The organism is Paenibacillus tianjinensis (genome assembly GCF_017086365.1).
Taxonomy (GTDB): Bacteria; Bacillota; Bacilli; order Paenibacillales; family Paenibacillaceae; genus Paenibacillus_AQ; species Paenibacillus_AQ tianjinensis.
Genome location: NZ_CP070969.1, coordinates 80,269 through 100,228, shown reverse-complemented (window position 1 = coordinate 100,228; position 19,960 = coordinate 80,269). Strand labels below are relative to the sequence as shown.

Genomic DNA, 19,960 nt, shown 5'->3' with positions numbered 1-19,960 from the left:
TAATAACTTACCTTACCCATTATAGCCGAAAAAATGACTTCACAAAAAAGGGAATGCTGACGATAAATAAGAATATACGTGATTTTATTACACACAGGGTGTCCCGCCGCTGTTCACGGATGATATATGCGGCTATAAACGGATCACTTCTTAATTCTCATGGACGAGGTGCATAAATGGAAATTTCAACAATACTTGGTTTGGTCTTTGGTCTGATTGCAGTCCTTTATGGGATGGTGCTCAAGGGTGCTCCGCTTGCAAGCTTGAACACTCCCGCAGCTTATCTCATCATTTTTCTCGGTACAATCGCATCTATTTTCATGGCCTTTCCCATGTCGGAAATCAAAAGCATTCCCAAATTGTTCAAGCTGCTCTTCATTCAGCAGAAAATGGTGCAAAAGTCTGATCTGATCACTTTGTTTATGGAATGGGCATCCATTACCCGGCGTGAAGGACTGCTGGCGCTTGAATCCAAAGTAGACGAAATTGAAGACGATTTTCTGAGAAACGGGATGCGCATGATTATCGACGGCAACGATCAGGAATTTGTCCGTGATGTTTTGATGGAAGATATCCATGCTACAGAAGATAGACATAAAGCCGGAGCACTGATTTTCTCCCAGGCGGGTATGTACGCTCCAACACTTGGTGTACTCGGGGCCGTTATCGGCTTGATTGCCGCACTTGCGGATATGAGTGATATGGAAATTCTGGCCCACGCGATCGCCGGTGCATTTATAGCTACGCTGCTCGGTATATTCACCGGTTATGTATTGTGGCACCCGATGTCTAACAAGCTCAAACGAATCTCCAAAAAAGAAATACAAATCAGACTGATGATGGTGGAGGGGCTGCTGTCCATCCAATCAGGGGTTTCAACCATCGCTATTAACCAGAAACTGTCTGTCTTCCTGACTCCTTCGGAGCGTGCCAAGCTAAGCAGTAAGGAGGGCGGCTCGAGTGAGCAAAAAGACTAGACATGAAGAACACGAAGAGCATGCCGACGAATCCTGGCTATTGCCCTATTCTGACTTAATGACACTGCTGGTCGCCCTGTTCCTCGTTATGTACGCCATGAGTGCTACAGATGCCAAGAAATTTGAAGAAATGAGCCAGGCCTTCAGCAACGCGCTGAACGGCGGAACAGGCATTCTCGACCAGCGGTCAGCAACGCCTACCCAATCCCAGCTCGATCAGGGCAAGCATGATAAGATGGACAACGTTGTTGCCGAGAATACAGGAGAATCGGATATCTCAAAGCTTCGTAAACAGGAACAAGAAGACCTCGAGAAGCTGAAGAAGCAGTTCGATCAGTATATTGATAAAAACGGGCTTAGCGATCTGCTCAGCACGAAGCTGAACCAGTCACAGCTGATGATTACGATCAGCGACAACGCCCTGTTCGCGTCAGGACAGGCAGAGGTAAAAGATGAGTCGCGCCAGCTGGCCAAATCGATATCAAGCATGCTGCAGCAATTTCCCGATTATGATGTACTGGTGCAGGGACATACGGATAACATTCCGATTTCCAACAGCAGCTACTCGTCCAACTGGGATCTCAGCGTAGACCGTGCACTTCATTTCATGAAAATCCTGCTGCTGAACCCGAATTTGAATCCCGTCAAGTTCAGCCCGATCGGATACGGGGAATATCATCCGATTGCCCCCAATACTACTGCGGCCGGACGGGCCAAGAACCGCCGTGTAGAAGTCTCCATTCTTCGTAAATATCAGGAGGCAACGAATACTACAACCGTTGTTCCTCCCGGCAAATAAGTGCCAGTGTACAAATTAAAGAGCTGTTCTTCGGGTCTCCCCCGCCGGAACAGCTCTTTATTTGTGGCTATTGCCCCGTTTCCTGGCCGCTACTGTAGTTCATAATTCAGCATGGCTCCCAGCTCCTGCTTCTCCTGTGCCGATAATTCGCGCCATTCACCGGTTTGCAAGGCGCCCAGGCGAATGTTCATAACACGGATACGCTGCAGGCGTCTTACCTCATAGCCGAAGGCACTGCACATACGGCGGATCTGCCGGTTCTTGCCTTCGGTTAGAATAATGCGGAACACCCGCTCACTTATCCGTGTCACTTCACAGGGAAGCGTCTTGCCGCCAAGGATCTTGACTCCACTCGACATCCCTGTGATAAAGGATGGTGTAACCGGTCTGTCTACCGTTACAACATATTCCTTCTCATGTTTACCTTCAGCACGCAATATTTTATTGACGATATCGCCGTCATTCGTAAGCAGGATTAGGCCTTCAGAATCTTTATCGAGCCGGCCTATCGGGAAAATACGTTCATGATGTCCCACAAAATCAACGATATTGCCCTGAATATGGGCTTCTGTGGTGGAGGTGATGCCCACGGGTTTATTTAGAGCGATATAAACGACCTGGCTGCCCGTTTCAAGCGTTTTCCCATCGATCAGGACCTTATCACCCGTAGAGGCCTGGCTGCCCAGCACAGCACGCTCTCCGTTGATGGTCACCCTCCCGCTCTCAACCAGCTTGTCTGCTTCACGGCGTGAACAGTATCCTGTCTCACTGATGAATTTATTAATTCTCACTTCTGTCTTCACTCCGTTCTTTAATCAATCCTTGACTGGGGTCCCGGCTCACGTGCTGCAGGCAATATAATTGTAATTTCAGCCCCGCTGCCATATTCACTGCGAATTTCCATACTGCCTTTATGGGCCTGGATAATCCGCTGGCTGACCATCAGCCCAAGTCCTGTTCCTGTCTCCTTATTCGTAAAGAAAGGCTCACCCAGCTTCGGCAGCATATCCTCAGGGATTCCCTCGCCTTCGTCCGAGAGTACAATGATAACAGAATTCTCATCCATCTGCTGCTTAACGGTGATTGTGCCGCCTTCAGGCATAGCTTCAATTGCATTTTTAACGATATTTATAAATACCTGCTTCAATTGGTTCTCCTCACAATGCACCATGGCAGGCTGCTCAGAGAACTGTGACTCAAATTCGATACCGAAGAGATGGGCTTGGCTGCCCAGCAGGGAAATTACATCATTCAGAATGTACCGTACATCCTTCTCCTGGAAGTGGACAGCCTGCGGCTTGGCCAGAATCAGAAATTCACTCACAATCATATTAATCCGTTCCAGTTCTGAGAGCATCAGATCAATATGGAGCGGTATAAGAAGACCCTTCTCTTTCTGGAGCTGCAGGAATCCGCGGAGCGTCGTAAGCGGATTACGAATTTCATGGGCTACCCCAGCGGCAAGCTGGCCAACAGTAGTCAGTTTTTCAGAGCGTCTCAGCAGTTCTTCAATCCTGTTGCGTTCGGTCATATCCCTGGAGACATGAACAAACGATTGCGGACGTCCATCTTCATCACGAATGATCGAGGTGCTTACGCTGACCTCCACAATTGATCCGTCACGTTTGAGTCGGTACGTCTCTATCGGCGGCAGAACAGCACCATTCTTCAGCTCCTGCAGCCTCGCCTCTTCCTGCTTCTGCGCCGTAGCCGGCACCAGATAAGGCATCTTAATTTGTGCATCAGCCGCATTCCATCCATACAGCTCTTCAAAAGCCCTGTTGGTGCTAGTGATCCGGCCCTCCATGTCTACGGTGTGGATGGCATCCGAGGTGCCGTTAATGACCGACTCCAGATGTTCTTTAACCGCCCTGTTCTCTTCTAGCGTCTTGCCCAGCTGATTCGTGTGCTGAAGCAGGTGTGAGGTCATGGCATTGATCCGGCTGGCCAGCTGCCCCAGCTCGTCACGGCTGGCTACATTCAGCGGGGACTCAAACTTGCCAACAGCAACATCACTGACCTTTCGCAGGATATCCTGAATAGGACGGGTGACAACACCAGCCAGTGCATAGCTGCATACGAAAAAGATGACTAACAGCAGCACCGAGGTCGTAATATTATTAACCAGCTCCTTCTTGATTACCGAAGAGATTACCGAATAATCCATTACCACACATATGACATAGTCATCGATGCCGGGTTGGCTGATCGGGATAAAGCTTTTGAGCACTCTTTTGCCCAGCGCTTCTGTTTCCAGTGTAACTGGGGCATCCTTGCTCAGCGCCGCCATAATCGCTACCCTATCTTCTTCAACGTTACCATAAGTATAGGTTCCATACTGAATCGGACGGTTTTGCAGCTTATAATTGACGCTGTCGGAGCCATCAGGCTGCATGCTCTCCGAAGCAAAGCTTTTGGGGTTAATTCCTGTGATCTCTAAAAGTCCCGAATTAACCTCCTTAGAGCGCTTGATGAGCTCCTCGGGCTCCATAATTCTCACATAGTCACTCACTGCCGTACTGCGGATATAAGGATCGATGATATAGTTTCTCGACGGATCGCGGTAATATCCCCATTTCTCGATGTACTTGGGAGTGGAGGTAGAGAATTCAAAGGGCCCTGACCAGAAATCCTCAAGGGTCTGGCCCTGCCTAACCGATACTCTTTGACCTGCGAACAGCTCAAGCAAAGCTACATACCAATAATCCATGCCTCTGGTAGACAGCCCAAGCTCGGCAGGATCGGAGGATTTAGCCACTACAATGTCATCATCAGTTTTGACAAGAAGTGAAATATTAGACACACCAAGCTTTTTTGCCAGCCTCTTCAGCTGGTTGTTGTTCACATTCTTAATATCCGGATCAAGCTCCTCAGCGGCGAGTATGGCAGCCAGCCGAAGATTCTGGGCCATTTGTTGCTGTACATAATTGGAGCTGTAGTTGCTTTGCTCGACGGAGACCGCGATCTGCATAGCGGTCATCCTCATATTATTTTCGCTTTCACTGCGCAGGTTATTGCGGGCTGTATAAAGGTTCAGCGTTAAATTGAGCGCCAGGATTAACAATACCGAACCAAAAATAATAGCTGATAATTTAGTTTTTATGGACAAGCTGCTTTTTCACCTCTTATCCGCTGGTAAAAAAATCAAGCGGAGTGTTCATGAATATCATACCTTTTGCCTAACCATTTGAAAAGACATTTCAAATCTGGGTTTCCTCCATAAAACATTGAATTTTAAAGGCGGTTTCTCTACAATAGCAAGAAGAAAAGGTGAAAACCATCCACAGGCTATTCACATATAAACAATTTATTAAATGGCGCTGTGCACAATATTGTGCATAAGTCGGCGGTTATCCACAGAGTTATGCACAATTTGTTAAGATCGAATATTTGTTCGTTGTACAAAGAGGGTTATTAGGAGGGAAGATGAGCTTGAATATTCAAACCGGTGAACTGTCGGCAGAAGAGCTGGCGATTCATGAATTATGGATGAGAGAGGCCATTGCGGAAGCCCGAAAAGCTGAAAGCTTGGGCGAGGTGCCCATCGGCGCAGTGGTTGTACGTCACGGCGAGATTATCGGACGCGGCTACAATCTGCGGGAAACTACGCTGGACTCTACTGCGCATGCCGAAATGGTGGCTATCCGGGAAGCCAGTACAGCGCTGAATTCCTGGAGACTGCTTGACTGCCAGCTGTATGTAACGCTGGAGCCCTGCCCCATGTGCGCAGGGGCGATGGTTCAGTCCCGGCTGCCGCTAACTGTCTATGGCACCACAGATCCCAAAGCGGGCTGTGCCGGCACACTTATGAATCTGCTAGAAGAAACGAGATTCAACCACCGGACCGAGGTTATTCAAGGTGTTCTGCAGGAAGAATGCGCAGAGCTGCTTACTTCCTTTTTCCGCCGGTTGCGGCAAAGCCCGTCAAAGCTCTAGCCCATTTTGTACAAAAGGTAATACAAGTCATGTACACTGCTATTTGCGGATAATAGGAGGATCACCATGTCATTTAAGCTTTACGATAATGCTCAGGGCATCTACCTCGCCCTGCTGCAGAAGCAGGACGCAAATGATCTGCTCCAGCTGCGTCTGCGCAACAGAGAACATCACCAGCCGTTTGAACCGCAGCGTGAAGCTGATTATTATACACTTGAAAGCCAGGAGCTGCTGATCAGCCAGCGTATGAACGATGCAGACCAGGACAGGGCCTATATGTTCGGTATCTTCCTGCTGGACGGGCAGCTGGCCGGACAGATCACTATCTCCAATATCGTACGCGGTGTAGCCCAATATGGCGACCTCGGCTATTTTATCGATCATACCCTCCAGGGCAAGGGTTATACAACTGCTGCCGCCAGACTGATTCTGGACTATTCCTTCCGGGCCCTTGCGCTTCATAGGGTGCAGGCAGCTATCCTGCTTCATAATGCTGCCTCACGCCGGGTACTGGAGAAAAACGGCTTCCAGGCTGAAGGTATCGCCCGCCGCTACCTTAAGATCAACGGGGAATGGCAGGATCACCGGACCTATGCCATCCTGGCAGACGACTTCCTGGCGGAAAAAGTCCAACCCTAATACGCAAAAAACCTGCAAGAGTGCGAGCGATTCGCATTCCTGCAGGTTTTTCTCATTTTAAAAGATTAATAAGTGCTCATTCCGCCAAACTGCTGCTGAAGCTCTTCCATTGTAATGACATTCTCACCCTCAGGTATACCAATCGTGAAGGTTTGTTTCTCATTGATCTTACTGTATTGATTGCTTCCGGTTAGTGACAAGCTGACATTCTGGCCTTGCTCCGGATCCTTAACCACAATGTCCATCAGCAGATCCTGATACACCGGGAAATCATCCTTGTTGACTGCAGTGTTCAGCTGGAACTTGTTAACTGTAAGATAGTTGCCCAAGTCTGCCAAATTTTTATCGAATTCAGCCCGGGTCTCGCTGGATTGCAGCTCTTCCTTGGCTTTGGCCAGATCAGCCTCATCAATTTGCAGCATTTCTTTGTATTCTTCTTTACTCAGGATATCAATAATCTTAGGCAATGCATTATTTACAAGAATTGTAATTGCTTCTTTGACGTTATCATTAGTGACCTGGAACCGGACAACCTGGTTGGCTTCTACACCCTCAGGCAATGCGGCATCCTTAGGCTTCACGTCAGAAAAATAGGTCTTCTCATCATACTCACCCAGGAGCGTGCTCAGCACTTCATTGGTGAGATCCTGTGCTTTCTTAGTATCCAGCGAATCAGGGTTGAACTCTACACCTTCCTGTTCCGCCAACTCCTTCAGATCCATCTTCAGGAACTTGCCTACAATCGTCTCAGGAAGCGGTAAGAGCGGAATTGAAGGTATTTTGACATACAAAGTTTCCCCGGTCATCACCATCGGGATGTTGAAGGTCATGGCCATATCGCCCTTCAGATTCAGCACCAGCGTTAATTCAGTCTGCCTCGGATCGGCCTGATAAACTCCGTTCACGGAAATATCCGCATTCTTCAGCATATTTAGCACCATGCCCGTAGTTCCATCGGTTTCCCCTGCAGGTGCATCAATAGTCAGATTATTCACTGTGAGCTTGCTCTGCATTTCATAAGATGTCATTGTCATGGCTTTGGTTGCAGCCGACTTCAACGCCTCTTTAGGCGCCTGTTCTTTACTTGCACATCCGGGTAAAATCACTGCAGCTGTAAGCAACAATGCAGCAGCTGACAACCCCCATTTTTTAATCATTATTGTTCTCCTCTCCCATGTAAAGAAATTATTTCCCCTCCTAATGATAAACCATTTCGCAAATACGAGAAACATTACGTTTCATTCGCGCCTCTGGTTTCAATCTTATCCCTGCCGGTTGTGATGATCCACATGGTTAGCCTGCTTTACCTTTTTAGAACCGGATAACGGCTTAGGCCCGGAGGAGTGATGCTCCTCCCTAGGCTCATGGTTAGTCTCTACGCCGGGAACCGGCATACTTTTGGGTTTGCTCATCTCACTATTCCTCCTATGGATTGGTCAGATTCTGCAACGCCTGGGCGCACTCATGAATCTGTCTAGTATATTGCTGCGCAAGCTGCTGTACGGCATCAGTACGTTCGTCAGTATGGCGCCCTCCCTGCTCCACATCAATCAAATCTACGGCAACCTCCCGGCTGTCCACATAGGTACAACGGAAATCAAGGGAATAGGCCTGATGGCCGGCAGCGTTAAAATGAATCAACAGACTCTTCGGGTCTGCTGCATCCCCCTGCAGGCTAAAGCTGTCCCCATCGTCCATTAGAGCAGGCAAACGCTCCTGCCACGCCGAAACCAGACTATTCTGGTCCAATTGCATTTCTCGGTTCATTGTTATAATCACCCTCCTTCCCTAATACATTGCGGAGAAATGGGTTTTTTTATTCCTGCTTGCTGATCACTCACTCCACTGCCAGCCATATTCGGATATTTGTAGGGGCAGAAGAGCACAAAAAAAGCCGCCTTCCGGAGAAGATGGCTTCTATCTGCAATTCATTAGTTTATAAGGATATGGCGGAGAGGATGGGATTCGAACCCATGTGGGCTTGCACCCTAACGGTTTTCAAGACCGCCCCGTTATGACCGCTTCGGTACCTCTCCAATGCATCAAAATTTCACATGCATTAGGAATTGTATCACATTATCCTAATAATACGCAAGCATATTATTGAGAAATTTTCGGACTAATCGATTTCACATTACGCATGTATGGCTGGAGTGCTTCCGGAATCAGCACACTGCCGTCTTCCTGCTGGTAGTTCTCCAGAATAGCTGCCACGGTCCGTCCTACAGCTAATGCGGAACCATTTAAGGTATGAACGAATTCAGGCTTTGCCTTAGGCTCCTTACGGAAACGGATATTAGCCCGGCGCGCCTGGAAGTCCTCTGTATTGGAGCAGGAGGAGATTTCACGGTACATGCCGCTCTCAGGCAGCCAGACCTCCAAATCATACGTCTTAGCTGCTGTGAAGCCCATATCTCCGGTACACAAGCCCAGCACCCGGTACGGCAGCTCCAGAAGCTGCAGTACGCGTTCAGCGTCAGCTGTCATCTTCTCAAGCTCCTCATATGAGGTCTCAGGGGTAGTCAGCTTTACAAGCTCTACCTTATTGAATTGATGCTGACGGATAAGCCCGCGGGTGTCCCGGCCTGCTGAACCCGCTTCAGAACGGAAACAGGAGCTGTAAGCAACATGATATTTCGGCAGATCTGCAGCTGTCAGAATCTCCTCACGGTAGTAGTTCGTTACCGGTACTTCGGCTGTAGGAATCAGGTAATATTCGGTGTCCCGCAGCTTGAACAGATCCTCTTCAAACTTCGGCAGCTGACCTGTACCATACAAGCTGTCCTTATTTACGATATATGGCGGCAGCATTTCCTCGTAGTTATGCTCTCCGCTGTGAAGATCCATCATGAAGTTGATCAAGGCGCGCTCCAGACGGGCGCCAAGACCTTTATAGAACACAAATCTGGAACCTGTAACCTTGGCAGCGGCTTCAAAATCAAGGATATCCAGCTGCTGTGCCAGCTCCCAATGGGATTTGGGCGTAAATCCGAACTCTCTTGGCTGCGACCAGCGCCGCACTTCAACGTTCTCTTCCTCGGATTTGCCTACCGGCACCGATTCATGAGGAATGTTCGGAATGCTCATGGTCAGCTCATCGATTTGTGTTTCGAGTTCGCGGACTTCATCATCCAGCTCCTTGATCCGGTCGGATACCGTACGCATCTCAGCAATCAAGTCTTCTGCCGGCTCGCCATTCTTTTTCTTCTTAGCCACGTCGCCTGAAACGATGTTACGGCGGTTCTTAAGCCCTTCAGTCTCTTGCAGCAGTTCACGCCGGCGCAAGTCAAGCTGTGGAAAGCCTGCAATCAAATCAAGTGATTTCCCGCGTTTATTAAGCGCCTCTTCTACCTTGGCATAATCACTGCGCAATACTTTTACATCTAGCACAAAGTTTCCCTCCTGAAAACAGCCTAAACTCTTTCAAATTGCTGTTGCAGCATTGAAAGAGTCAGGATGTTCTTGTATGCAGTTCTATTGTTTAGCTTCTACACTAGCCTTCACCATATCGGCAAAATATTGATGCAGGCGGTAATCATCGGTCAGCTCCGGATGGAAAGAGGATACCAGCAGGTTGTCCTGGCGCGCCGTTACGATCTCATCATTATAGACCGTCAGGACATCGACATCCGGACCCACTTCGTTAATGAGCGGAGCACGGATAAAGACGGCACGGACCGGCTCATTTATCCCTTTTACATCCAGATCACACTCAAAGCTCTCCCGCTGGCGGCCAAAAGCGTTCCGGGCAACGGTAATATCCATCAGCTCAAGATGTGAAGGTTCGCCACCGGCAATTCTCTTCGCCAGCACAATCATTCCCGCACATGTACCGAAAATAGGCTTACCCTGGGCTGAGAAATCACGAATGGCTTCAATGAAGCCGTATTTGCGCATCAGCTTGCCGATCGTAGTACTTTCTCCGCCAGGGATGATCAGTCCTTCAACTTCCTCAAGCTGCTCTACGCGCTTAATGGGAAGGCCCTCGGCTCCGGTTTTCTCTATACTGACAATATGCTCTGTTACAGCGCCTTGAAGCGCCAACACTCCTATTTTCATCCGGGAAACCTTCTCTCTATTAACGGCCACGCTCCGACATGCGTTCTGACGGAGCCAGCGTTGCAATATCAATCCCCTTCATCGGGGTGCCGAGGTTCTTGGATACTTCAGCAATCAGTTTGTAGTCGGTGAAGTGTGTTGTTGCTTCAACGATCGCACGGGCAAACTTCTCCGGATTATCCGATTTGAAAATACCGGAACCTACGAATACACCATCCGCACCCAAATGCATCATCAAGGCTGCATCGGCAGGAGTAGCTACACCGCCTGCTGCAAAGTTAACAACCGGCAGTTTGCCAAGCTCGTGAACTTCAAGCAGAAGCTCGTAAGGAACTCCAAGAGTTTTGGCTTCATGATACAGCTCGTCCTTGGACAGGTTAGTCACCTTGCGGATTTGGCTGTTAATGAAACGCATGTGACGAACAGCTTCAACGATATTGCCTGTTCCTGGTTCGCCTTTGGTACGGATCATAGAAGCCCCTTCATTAATACGGCGAAGTGCCTCACCGAGGTCTTTTGCGCCACATACAAAAGGAACTGTAAATTCACGCTTGTCGATATGGAAAACTTCATCAGCAGGAGTCAGAACTTCACTCTCGTCCAGATAATCAACGCCCAGCGACTCCAGAACCTTAGCTTCTACATAATGGCCGATACGTGCTTTAGCCATTACTGGAATGCTAACTACCTTGATAACCTCTTCTACAATTGTAGGATCAGCCATCCGTGCTACACCGCCTGCTGCGCGGATGTCGGAAGGAACCCGTTCCAGAGCCATTACGGCTACTGCACCCGCAGCCTCAGCAATCTTTGCCTGTTCTGCATTCATGACGTCCATGATGACGCCGCCTTTTTGCATTTCTGCCATACCTCTTTTAACTCTCGATGTACCAGTTTCCATGTCCAAGCCTCCCGAATAATCTGACTGAATCTAAATAATAATTCTACCGCAGGGCGGTTATATATACAACCCATTTACTCGGATATCTGTCTGCCTATAGTCATTGCTGGCTCTAGAACAGATCTTTAATTCCTGTAAACAGATCACCAAAAAAATCGCCTATTGCCCGCATCAGCAGTTTGAACCATCCGGCTTTCTCTGCTTCCTCAGCTGTAATCAAATTGACTGTCTTCTGCTGGACCTGAGACATGCCTTCAACCTTATAAGTATACGTTACCTTACCGACTGCTGTAGCATTGGGGATTGGAGCCACCAAAGTTGATGGATCATTCACCGTAACGGCAGTTTCGATTTGTGGTGAAACCGTTCCTTTAGGGACCATGAAGGTTACACCTGCATCTGTAACCACAGATACACTTTTGTTTTTGCCTTTTTGTACAGGCACAGTTTCGTTGCCGGTGATTACTGACTTAGCGGCCACGACCTGCTTGATCTCAAAGTTATTGAAACCGAAATCAAGCACTTTCTTAGTTTCGGTAAACCGATGCGCTTCTGAATCTGCCCCCATAACTACACTGATCAGACGCATGCCGTCTCGCACGGCCGTACCAGTGAAGCAGTTGCCGGCATTGCTAGTATGTCCCGTCTTCAGTCCGTCAAGACCCGGGTAGGCGTATGCTTTAAAGTTGGCAATATCCTTATTAGCCTCAAGCATCCAGTTGTAGTTAACCATAGGTTTGGTATCCCGGTCACGGAATTTATAGGACTGTATGGTTGTGAATTCAGTAAAATCAGGATGATCAGTTACAATATACTTCGCAAGAATAGCCGCATCCATCGCAGACATAACCGTTTCGCGGTCTGTTTCCGGACGATACTTAGCCGGCATATCTGCCCGGTCAAGACCCGTTGAATTGATGAAATACGCTGTCTTCATCCCCATCTTCTGGGCAGTTTCGTTCATCAGTGTCACGAATTGCTGTTCAGAGCCGGAAACCAGTTCCGCCAAAGCAACCGTAGCATCGTTAGCTGAGCCAACTGCCATAGCTATGTACAGCTCTTTAACTGTATGTTCATCACCTTGTGCCAAAAAGATTCGGGAACCGATTTGCTGGGCGGCATTCTCCTGCACAATGACCTTCTGGTCCCAGGTAAGCTGTCCATTCTTCACGGCTTCGGCTACAAGATACTCTGTCATCATCTTCGTCATACTCGCCGGGGGCAGAGCTTGATCTGCATTATAAGACAACAGCACCTCACCGGTGGTAGGTTCAATTAATACTGCTGAGCTCACGTTAAGTCCTAGCGACTCTACAGATGGTATTTTGGCTACAGCTGCTTTGGCTGTTGCAGTGCCTGTGGCAGCAGTACCTGCTTCTGTGGTAGCCGGGGTCTTCACCGCATCGGCCAGTACTGAACTTGCAGGAGAAGCTAACATATTTAAAAGCAGACCTACTGTCGCTGTCTTGATCACAAATTGTTTACTGCTGAACTTCCGCTTGTGCTTCAAAATTACTACTCTCCTTTGGTTCATATCCATTGCTTGTTCTATTCTAACACAGGGGTACCTGCAAAAAAAGACAGACAGGACGAATTTCGCCCTGTCTGTCCGTAATTTAGCGAATTTGGCCGATTATAAGGAATAGTTAGGTGCTTCCTTAGTAATCTGTACGTCATGCGGATGACTCTCGCGTAGTCCGGCACCGGTAATCCGGATGAAGGAGGTATCGTTACGCAGCTCAGTCAATGTCTTGGTACCGCAGTACCCCATACCTGAGCGGAGTCCGCCGATCAGCTGATGAACTGTGTCGGACAGTGATCCTTTGAAAGCCACGCGTCCTTCAATCCCCTCAGGAACAAGCTTCTTATCATCATCCTGGAAGTAGCGGTCCTTACTGCCTTGCTTCATCGCACTCATGCTGCCCATGCCACGGTATACTTTGAATTTACGTCCTTGGTAAATTTCCGATTCCCCTGGACTTTCTTCGGTACCGGCGAACAAGCTTCCCATCATAACCGCCGAAGCGCCAGCTGCGATAGCCTTAGTAATCTCACCCGAGTACTTAATCCCGCCGTCAGCGATGATCGGCACGCCATACTCACGGGCAACCGTTGCACAATCGTAGATTGCTGTAATCTGCGGTACACCGATACCGGCAATAACACGGGTGGTACAGATCGAGCCTGGACCAATACCGACCTTAACTATCGAAGCACCTACTTCAATCAGCTCCCGTGTAGCCTCTCCAGTCGCTACATTGCCGGCAACAATGGTAAGGTCAGGATACTGGGCACGCAGATTGCGTACTGCTTCAATAATATTGATATGGTGTCCGTGTGCGGAATCAACTACGATCAGATCGACACCGGCCTCAACCAAAGCTTTTGCCCGTTCCTGTGAATCCTTGGAGATACCAATAGCTGCGCCTACTAGAAGACGTCCTTGGGCATCCTTAGCGCCGTTAGGGAACTGGATCGCTTTTTCGATATCTTTAATAGTAATAAGACCTTTAAGAATCTTATTATCGTCCACTAGCGGCAGCTTCTCGATCTTATGACGCTGTAGCACCACTTCAGCTTCCTGGAGTGTAGTTCCTACAGGAGCTGTTACCAGGTTGTCTCTGGTCATATATTCACTGATCGGAGCGCTATAGTCATGAATGAAGCGCATGTCACGGTTAGTAATAATGCCAACCAGTTTATTGTTATCGTCTACAATCGGAACGCCCGAAATCCGGTATTTGCCCATCAGCCGTTCGGCGTCGGACACCAGATGATCAGGTGTTAGGGAGAAAGGATTGGTGATAACGCCGCTTTCGGAACGTTTAACGCGGTCTACCTCTTCAGCCTGCTGCTCCACGGACATATTCTTATGAATAATGCCCACTCCGCCTTCACGGGCAATTGCAATTGCCATTGCGGCTTCAGTTACGGTATCCATCCCCGCGCTCATAAGCGGAATATTGAGCTTCACAGTTTTACTCAAAACTGTAGACAGATCCACTTCCTTCGGCAGTACCTCAGATTTACGCGGCACCAGCAGCACATCATCAAAAGTCAGTCCTTCTTTACCAAACTTATCTTCCCACACCTGGGTCATTCCTCCTCGAATGTCTTTATTCTAAACGTCCGCAAACTTTATAAATGAAGAAACTCCGGCTAAAGTCCATATCCGATAGACACAGACAATTACAGCGAAGTTAGGCACAATGAGATCTTCAATTAAGGTTTGAGATGCTTGTCCAAAAATATATTATTGCCATCTTAGCAAAGGCTTTTTGGCCTGTCAAGAATATTACATCATCAGAGGAGGTATTCAGAAAAAGGCCACAGAGTAAGCGAATTCTTGGACGAAAGTCCGTACGGGGTGGACATTAAGATCATTTCACAATCTCCATATTGACAACAAAAAAAGCCATTGTCGATGACTCAACAATGGCTTCATGTGCTTGGCGGCGTCCTACTCTCCCAGGACCCTTCGGTCCAAGTACCATCGGCGCTGGAAGGCTTAACGGTCGTGTTCGGGATGGGTACGCGTGGAACCCTTCCGCTATCGCCACCAAACGGCAGGCTTAATCGCCTGAAAACTGAATCCGAAACAAATCTGCGAATTAATATTGGATAAGCCCTCGACCGATTAGTATTGGTCAGCTCCATGCATTACTGCACTTCCACCTCCAACCTATCTACCTCGTCGTCTTCAAGGGGTCTTACTAGTTGGGAAATCTCATCTTGAGGGGGGCTTCACGCTTAGATGCTTTCAGCGCTTATCCCGTCCGTACGTAGCTACCCAGCCATGCTTCTGGCGAAACAACTGGTGCACCAGCGGTACGTCCATCCCGGTCCTCTCGTACTAAGGACAGCTCCTCTCAAATTTCCTGCGCCCACGACAGATAGGGACCGAACTGTCTCACGACGTTCTGAACCCAGCTCGCGTACCGCTTTAATGGGCGAACAGCCCAACCCTTGGGACCTACTTCAGCCCCAGGATGCGATGAGCCGACATCGAGGTGCCAAACCTCCCCGTCGATGTGGACTCTTGGGGGAGATAAGCCTGTTATCCCCAGGGTAGCTTTTATCCGTTGAGCGATGGCCCTTCCATGCGGTACCACCGGATCACTAAGTCCGACTTTCGTCCCTGCTCGACTTGTAGGTCTCGCAGTCAAGCTCCCTTATGCCTTTGCACTCTTCGAATGATTTCCAACCATTCTGAGGGAACCTTTGAACGCCTCCGTTACTCTTTAGGAGGCGACCGCCCCAGTCAAACTGCCCGCCTGACACGGTCCCCGTACCCGCTTAGGGTACCAGGTTAGAACCTAGATACGATCAGGGTGGTATCCCAACGGCGCCTCCGCAGAAGCTTGCGCTCCTGCCTCTACGGCTCCCACCTATCCTGTACAGATCGTACCCAAATTCAATATCAAGCTGCAGTAAAGCTCCATGGGGTCTTTCCGTCTTGTCGCGGGTAACCTGCATCTTCACAGGTATTAAAATTTCACCGGATCTCTCGTTGAGACAGCGCCCAAGTCGTTACGCCATTCGTGCGGGTCAGAATTTACCTGACAAGGAATTTCGCTACCTTAGGACCGTTATAGTTACGGCCGCCGTTTACTGGGGCTTCGGTTCATAGCTTCGGGTTACCCCTAACCACTCCCCTTAACCTTCCAGCACCGGGCAGGCGTCAGCCCGTATACTTCGCCTTGCGGCTTCGCACAGACCTGTGTTTTTGCTAAACAGTCGCTTGGGCCTTTTCACTGCGGCCCCCTCGGGCTATTCACCCTACCGAGGCACCCCTTCTCCCGAAGTTACGGGGTCATTTTGCCGAGTTCCTTAACGAGAGTTCTTCCGCGCGCCTTAGAATTCTCTTCTCGCCTACCTGTGTCGGTTTGCGGTACGGGCACCTTCTCCTGACTAGAGGCTTTTCTTGGCAGTGTGAGATCATGACCTTCGCTACTATAATTTTCGCTCCCCATCACAGCCCAGCCTTAATAGTGTGCGGATTTGCCTACACACCAGCCTCACTGCTTAGACGGACATCCATCAGTCCGCGTCACTACCCTCCTGCGTCACCCCATCGCTCATAGCGGATTACGGTGGTACAGTAATTTCAAACTGTTGTCCTTCGACTACGCCTTTCGGCCTCGCCTTAGGTCCCGACTTACCCTGAGCGGACGAGCCTTCCTCAGGAAACCTTGGGCTTTCGGCGGATCAGATTCTCACTGATCTTTTCGTTACTCATACCGGCATTCTCACTTGTATGCTGTCCAGCGCTCCTTACGGTACACCTTCAACCCACATACAACGCTCCCCTACCCCAGATGCAAAGCATCTAGCCATAGCTTCGGTGGTGTGTTTAGCCCCGTTACATTTTCGGCGCAGAGTCACTCGACCAGTGAGCTATTACGCACTCTTTCAATGGTGGCTGCTTCTAAGCCAACATCCTGGTTGTCTGTGCAACTCCACATCCTTTCCCACTTAACACACACTTGGGGACCTTAGCTGATGGTCTGGGCTGTTTCCCTTTTGACAATGGATCTTAGCACTCACTGTCTGACTCCCGGCAAGAAGTAAATGGCATTCGGAGTTTGACTGAGCTTGGTAACCCTTGCGGGCCCCGCACCCAATCAGTGCTCTACCTCCACCACTCCATTCACCGAGGCTAGCCCTAAAGCTATTTCGGGGAGAACCAGCTATCTCCGAGTTCGATTGGAATTTCTCCGCTACCCCCACCTCATCCCCGTATTTTTCAACATACGTGGGTTCGGGCCTCCAGTGCGTGTTACCGCACCTTCACCCTGGACAGGGGTAGATCACACGGTTTCGGGTCTACGTCCACATACTTAGTCGCCCTATTCAGACTCGCTTTCGCTGCGGCTCCGGCTTCTCACCTTAACCTTGCATGTTAAACGTAACTCGCCGGTTCATTCTACAAAAGGCACGCCATCACCCCTAAAACGGGCTCTGACTTTTTGTAAGCACACGGTTTCAGGTTCTATTTCACTCCCCTTCCGGGGTGCTTTTCACCTTTCCCTCACGGTACTGTTTCACTATCGGTCGCCAGGTAGTATTTAGCCTTAGCAGATGGTCCTGCTGGATTCATACGAGGTTTCACGTGCCCCGCACTACTCGGGATCCGTCTCGGAGGGAATACAGTTTAGGTTACAGGGCTTTTACCTCTATCGCGGGCCTTTCCAGACCTCTTCACCTACCATATTCCTTTGTAACTCCATGTGAGACGTCCCACAACCCCAAGGGGCAAGCCCCTTGGTTTAGGCTGTTCCGCGTTCGCTCGCCGCTACTGACGGAATCACTATTGTTTTCTCTTCCTCAGGGTACTTAGATGTTTCAGTTCCCCTGGTCTGCCTCTGCACACCCTATGTATTCAGGTGTGAGTAACTGCGAATTACCACAGCTGGGTTTCCCCATTCGGACACCCCCGGATCAAAGCTTGCTTACAGCTCCCCGAGGCAGTTTCGTTGTTCGCCACGTCCTTCGTCGGCTCCTGGCGCCTAGGCATCCTCCGTGTGCTCTTATTAGCTTAACCGCAATTTTCTCCGGAGGAGAAATATTGAACATTGCTGTTCTTTACTTTCCTACCCGATCAATTGTTTCAACTAATAACTATTTCAACTTGTTTACACAAGTTTCAGCTAAAAGATGTTCTAAAACGCAAATTCGTTTCGGTATCCAGTTTTCAAGGATCAAGGTACTGCTGAGAGCTTAAACTCTCAAAACTGACCAACGAGTGAGTAACTAACCGACCGGTTAGATTTAAAATTTGAATGTTCTCATTGCAGAGAACGATTCTCCATAGAAAGGAGGTGATCCAGCCGCACCTTCCGATACGGCTACCTTGTTACGACTTCACCCCAATCATCTACCCCACCTTCGGCGGCTGGCCCCCTTGCGGGTTACCCCACCGACTTCGGGTGTTGTAAACTCTCGTGGTGTGACGGGCGGTGTGTACAAGACCCGGGAACGTATTCACCGCGGCATGCTGATCCGCGATTACTAGCAATTCCGACTTCATGCAGGCGAGTTGCAGCCTGCAATCCGAACTGAGACCGGCTTTGCTGGGATTGGCTCCGCCTCGCGGCTTCGCTTCCCGTTGTACCGGCCATTGTAGTACGTGTGTAGCCCAGGTCATAAGGGGCATGATGATTTGACGTCATCCCCACCTTCCTCCGGTTTGTCACCGGCAGTCACTCTAGAGTGCCCAGCACTACCTGCTGGCAACTAAAGTCAAGGGTTGCGCTCGTTGCGGGACTTAACCCAACATCTCACGACACGAGCTGACGACAACCATGCACCACCTGTCTCCTCTGTCCCGAAGGCCGCCTCTATCTCTAGAGGATTCAGAGGGATGTCAAGACCTGGTAAGGTTCTTCGCGTTGCTTCGAATTAAACCACATACTCCACTGCTTGTGCGGGTCCCCGTCAATTCCTTTGAGTTTCAGTCTTGCGACCGTACTCCCCAGGCGGAGTGCTTACTGTGTTAACTTCGGCACCAAGGGTATCGAAACCCCTAACACCTAGCACTCATCGTTTACGGCGTGGACTACCAGGGTATCTAATCCTGTTTGCTCCCCACGCTTTCGCGCCTCAGCGTCAGTTACAGCCCAGAAAGTCGCCTTCGCCACTGGTGTTCCTCCACATATCTACGCATTTCACCGCTACACGTGGAATTCCACTTTCCTCTTCTGTACTCAAGCCATCCAGTTTCCAGTGCGACCCCAGGTTGAGCCCAAGGTTTAAACACCAGACTTAAATAGCCGCCTGCGCGCGCTTTACGCCCAATAATTCCGGACAACGCTTGCCCCCTACGTATTACCGCGGCTGCTGGCACGTAGTTAGCCGGGGCTTTCTTCTCAGGTACCGTCACTCCGGTAGCAGTTACTCTACCGGACGTTCTTCCCTGGCAACAGAGCTTTACGATCCGAAAACCTTCATCACTCACGCGGCGTTGCTCCGTCAGGCTTTCGCCCATTGCGGAAGATTCCCTACTGCTGCCTCCCGTAGGAGTCTGGGCCGTGTCTCAGTCCCAGTGTGGCCGTTCACCCTCTCAGGTCGGCTACGCATCGTCGCCTTGGTGAGCCGTTACCTCACCAACTAGCTAATGCGCCGCAGGCCCATCCCTCAGTAGCAGATTGCTCCGCCTTTCATCCTCTTCTCAGGAGAGAAAAGGAATTATCCGGTATTAGCTACCGTTTCCGGTAGTTATCCCAGTCTGAGGGGTAGGTTGCCTACGTGTTACTCACCCGTCCGCCGCTAAGCTTATCCCGAAGGATAAGCTCCGCTCGACTTGCATGTATTAGGCACGCCGCCAGCGTTCGTCCTGAGCCAGGATCAAACTCTCCAAATTGGTATTTAGAAAGAGCGATTGCTCATTTTGAAACATCTGACGAGAATTTGCATTCTCTAATTTTGGATCTCACCGAAGTGATCTCCAGATACTCACTCGTTGTTCAGTTTTCAAAGATCAAGCTCGTTGTCAGTGATGATTAGCTCGTCACCAGCAACTCTTATAATATATCACATCCTGCCGTTCAATGCAAGCTCTTTTTTTAATTTCTTTTTTCGAGCTCGGCGTTGATGTTTCTCGGCCAGAAATAGAATATATCATGGATAGTGTTTGATTGCAAGCATTAT

At 49.5% G+C, this 19,960-nt stretch carries 14 protein-coding genes, 1 tRNA gene and 3 rRNA genes; 4 read left to right on the top strand and 14 right to left on the bottom strand.

Features of this window, described 5'->3' with window-relative positions; translation table 11 throughout:
• Nucleotides 1–176 precede the first annotated feature (176 nt).
• Nucleotides 177–977 (top strand): flagellar motor stator protein MotA, encoded by an 801-nt coding sequence (motA, locus tag JRJ22_RS00475; RefSeq protein WP_206102681.1) that lies wholly within the window; start codon nucleotides 177–179, stop codon nucleotides 975–977.
• The gene (motB, locus tag JRJ22_RS00470) at nucleotides 961–1,776 is read left to right on the top strand and encodes a flagellar motor protein MotB (RefSeq protein WP_206102680.1); all 816 of its coding nucleotides are present in this window, start codon (nucleotides 961–963) and stop codon (nucleotides 1,774–1,776) included. Before motA ends, motB begins: the two co-directional genes overlap by 17 nt.
• Nucleotides 1,777–1,865: 89 nt before the next feature.
• Here motB and rluF read toward each other — a convergent pair whose 3' ends face one another.
• On the bottom strand, nucleotides 1,866–2,567 hold the full coding sequence (rluF, locus tag JRJ22_RS00465) for a 23S rRNA pseudouridine(2604) synthase RluF (protein ID WP_206102679.1): 702 nt from the start codon (nucleotides 2,565–2,567) through the stop codon (nucleotides 1,866–1,868).
• Between the two features lie 20 nt (nucleotides 2,568–2,587).
• Nucleotides 2,588–4,885 carry an ATP-binding protein gene (locus tag JRJ22_RS00460; RefSeq protein ID WP_206102678.1) on the bottom strand — a complete coding sequence of 766 codons (2,298 nt, stop codon included), beginning with the start codon at nucleotides 4,883–4,885 and terminating at the stop codon, nucleotides 2,588–2,590.
• A 323-nt stretch (nucleotides 4,886–5,208) separates the two neighbouring features.
• Here JRJ22_RS00460 and tadA point away from each other — a divergent pair, with 323 nt between their 5' ends.
• Nucleotides 5,209–5,712, top strand: coding sequence for a tRNA adenosine(34) deaminase TadA (tadA, locus tag JRJ22_RS00455; RefSeq protein ID WP_332461362.1), 504 nt, complete (start codon nucleotides 5,209–5,211; stop codon nucleotides 5,710–5,712).
• 66 nt (nucleotides 5,713–5,778) lie between these two features.
• Nucleotides 5,779–6,351 (top strand): GNAT family N-acetyltransferase, encoded by a 573-nt coding sequence (locus JRJ22_RS00450; protein WP_206102676.1) that lies wholly within the window; start codon nucleotides 5,779–5,781, stop codon nucleotides 6,349–6,351.
• A gap of 65 nt (nucleotides 6,352–6,416) precedes the next feature.
• Here the strand turns inward: JRJ22_RS00450 and JRJ22_RS00445 are convergent, their stop codons facing one another.
• The 12 genes from JRJ22_RS00445 to JRJ22_RS00390 form a co-directional block, all read right to left on the bottom strand.
• Nucleotides 6,417–7,508 (bottom strand): hypothetical protein, encoded by a 1,092-nt coding sequence (locus JRJ22_RS00445; RefSeq protein WP_206102675.1) that lies wholly within the window; start codon nucleotides 7,506–7,508, stop codon nucleotides 6,417–6,419.
• Between the two features lie 105 nt (nucleotides 7,509–7,613).
• Nucleotides 7,614–7,763: a small acid-soluble spore protein P gene (locus JRJ22_RS00440; RefSeq protein WP_206102674.1), complete on the bottom strand. Its 150-nt coding sequence runs from the start codon at nucleotides 7,761–7,763 to the stop codon at nucleotides 7,614–7,616.
• A gap of 13 nt (nucleotides 7,764–7,776) precedes the next feature.
• Nucleotides 7,777–8,118, bottom strand: coding sequence for a hypothetical protein (locus JRJ22_RS00435; protein WP_206102673.1), 342 nt, complete (start codon nucleotides 8,116–8,118; stop codon nucleotides 7,777–7,779).
• Between the two features lie 180 nt (nucleotides 8,119–8,298).
• Nucleotides 8,299–8,387 (bottom strand) — tRNA-Ser (locus tag JRJ22_RS00430).
• Between the two features lie 64 nt (nucleotides 8,388–8,451).
• Nucleotides 8,452–9,741 (bottom strand): serine--tRNA ligase, encoded by a 1,290-nt coding sequence (gene serS, locus JRJ22_RS00425; protein ID WP_206102672.1) that lies wholly within the window; start codon nucleotides 9,739–9,741, stop codon nucleotides 8,452–8,454.
• A gap of 84 nt (nucleotides 9,742–9,825) precedes the next feature.
• A complete protein-coding gene (pdxT, locus tag JRJ22_RS00420; protein WP_206102671.1) occupies nucleotides 9,826–10,410 on the bottom strand; it encodes a pyridoxal 5'-phosphate synthase glutaminase subunit PdxT in 585 nt (194 codons plus the stop codon).
• A gap of 19 nt (nucleotides 10,411–10,429) precedes the next feature.
• Nucleotides 10,430–11,311 carry a pyridoxal 5'-phosphate synthase lyase subunit PdxS gene (gene pdxS / locus JRJ22_RS00415; RefSeq protein ID WP_054944095.1) on the bottom strand — a complete coding sequence of 294 codons (882 nt, stop codon included), beginning with the start codon at nucleotides 11,309–11,311 and terminating at the stop codon, nucleotides 10,430–10,432.
• 112 nt (nucleotides 11,312–11,423) lie between these two features.
• Nucleotides 11,424–12,824, bottom strand: coding sequence for a D-alanyl-D-alanine carboxypeptidase family protein (locus JRJ22_RS00410; RefSeq protein ID WP_408637883.1), 1,401 nt, complete (start codon nucleotides 12,822–12,824; stop codon nucleotides 11,424–11,426).
• A 120-nt stretch (nucleotides 12,825–12,944) separates the two neighbouring features.
• Complete coding sequence (gene guaB / locus JRJ22_RS00405; protein ID WP_206104918.1) at nucleotides 12,945–14,402, bottom strand: IMP dehydrogenase; 1,458 nt, start codon at nucleotides 14,400–14,402, stop codon at nucleotides 12,945–12,947.
• Between the two features lie 356 nt (nucleotides 14,403–14,758).
• A 5S ribosomal RNA gene (rrf, locus tag JRJ22_RS00400) occupies nucleotides 14,759–14,875 on the bottom strand.
• A 53-nt stretch (nucleotides 14,876–14,928) separates the two neighbouring features.
• Nucleotides 14,929–17,855, bottom strand: a 23S ribosomal RNA gene (locus JRJ22_RS00395).
• 270 nt (nucleotides 17,856–18,125) lie between these two features.
• Nucleotides 18,126–19,673: ribosomal RNA gene (locus tag JRJ22_RS00390) — 16S ribosomal RNA — on the bottom strand.
• Together the 16S, 23S and 5S rRNA genes form the textbook arrangement of a ribosomal RNA operon.
• Nucleotides 19,674–19,960: the final 287 nt, after the last annotated feature.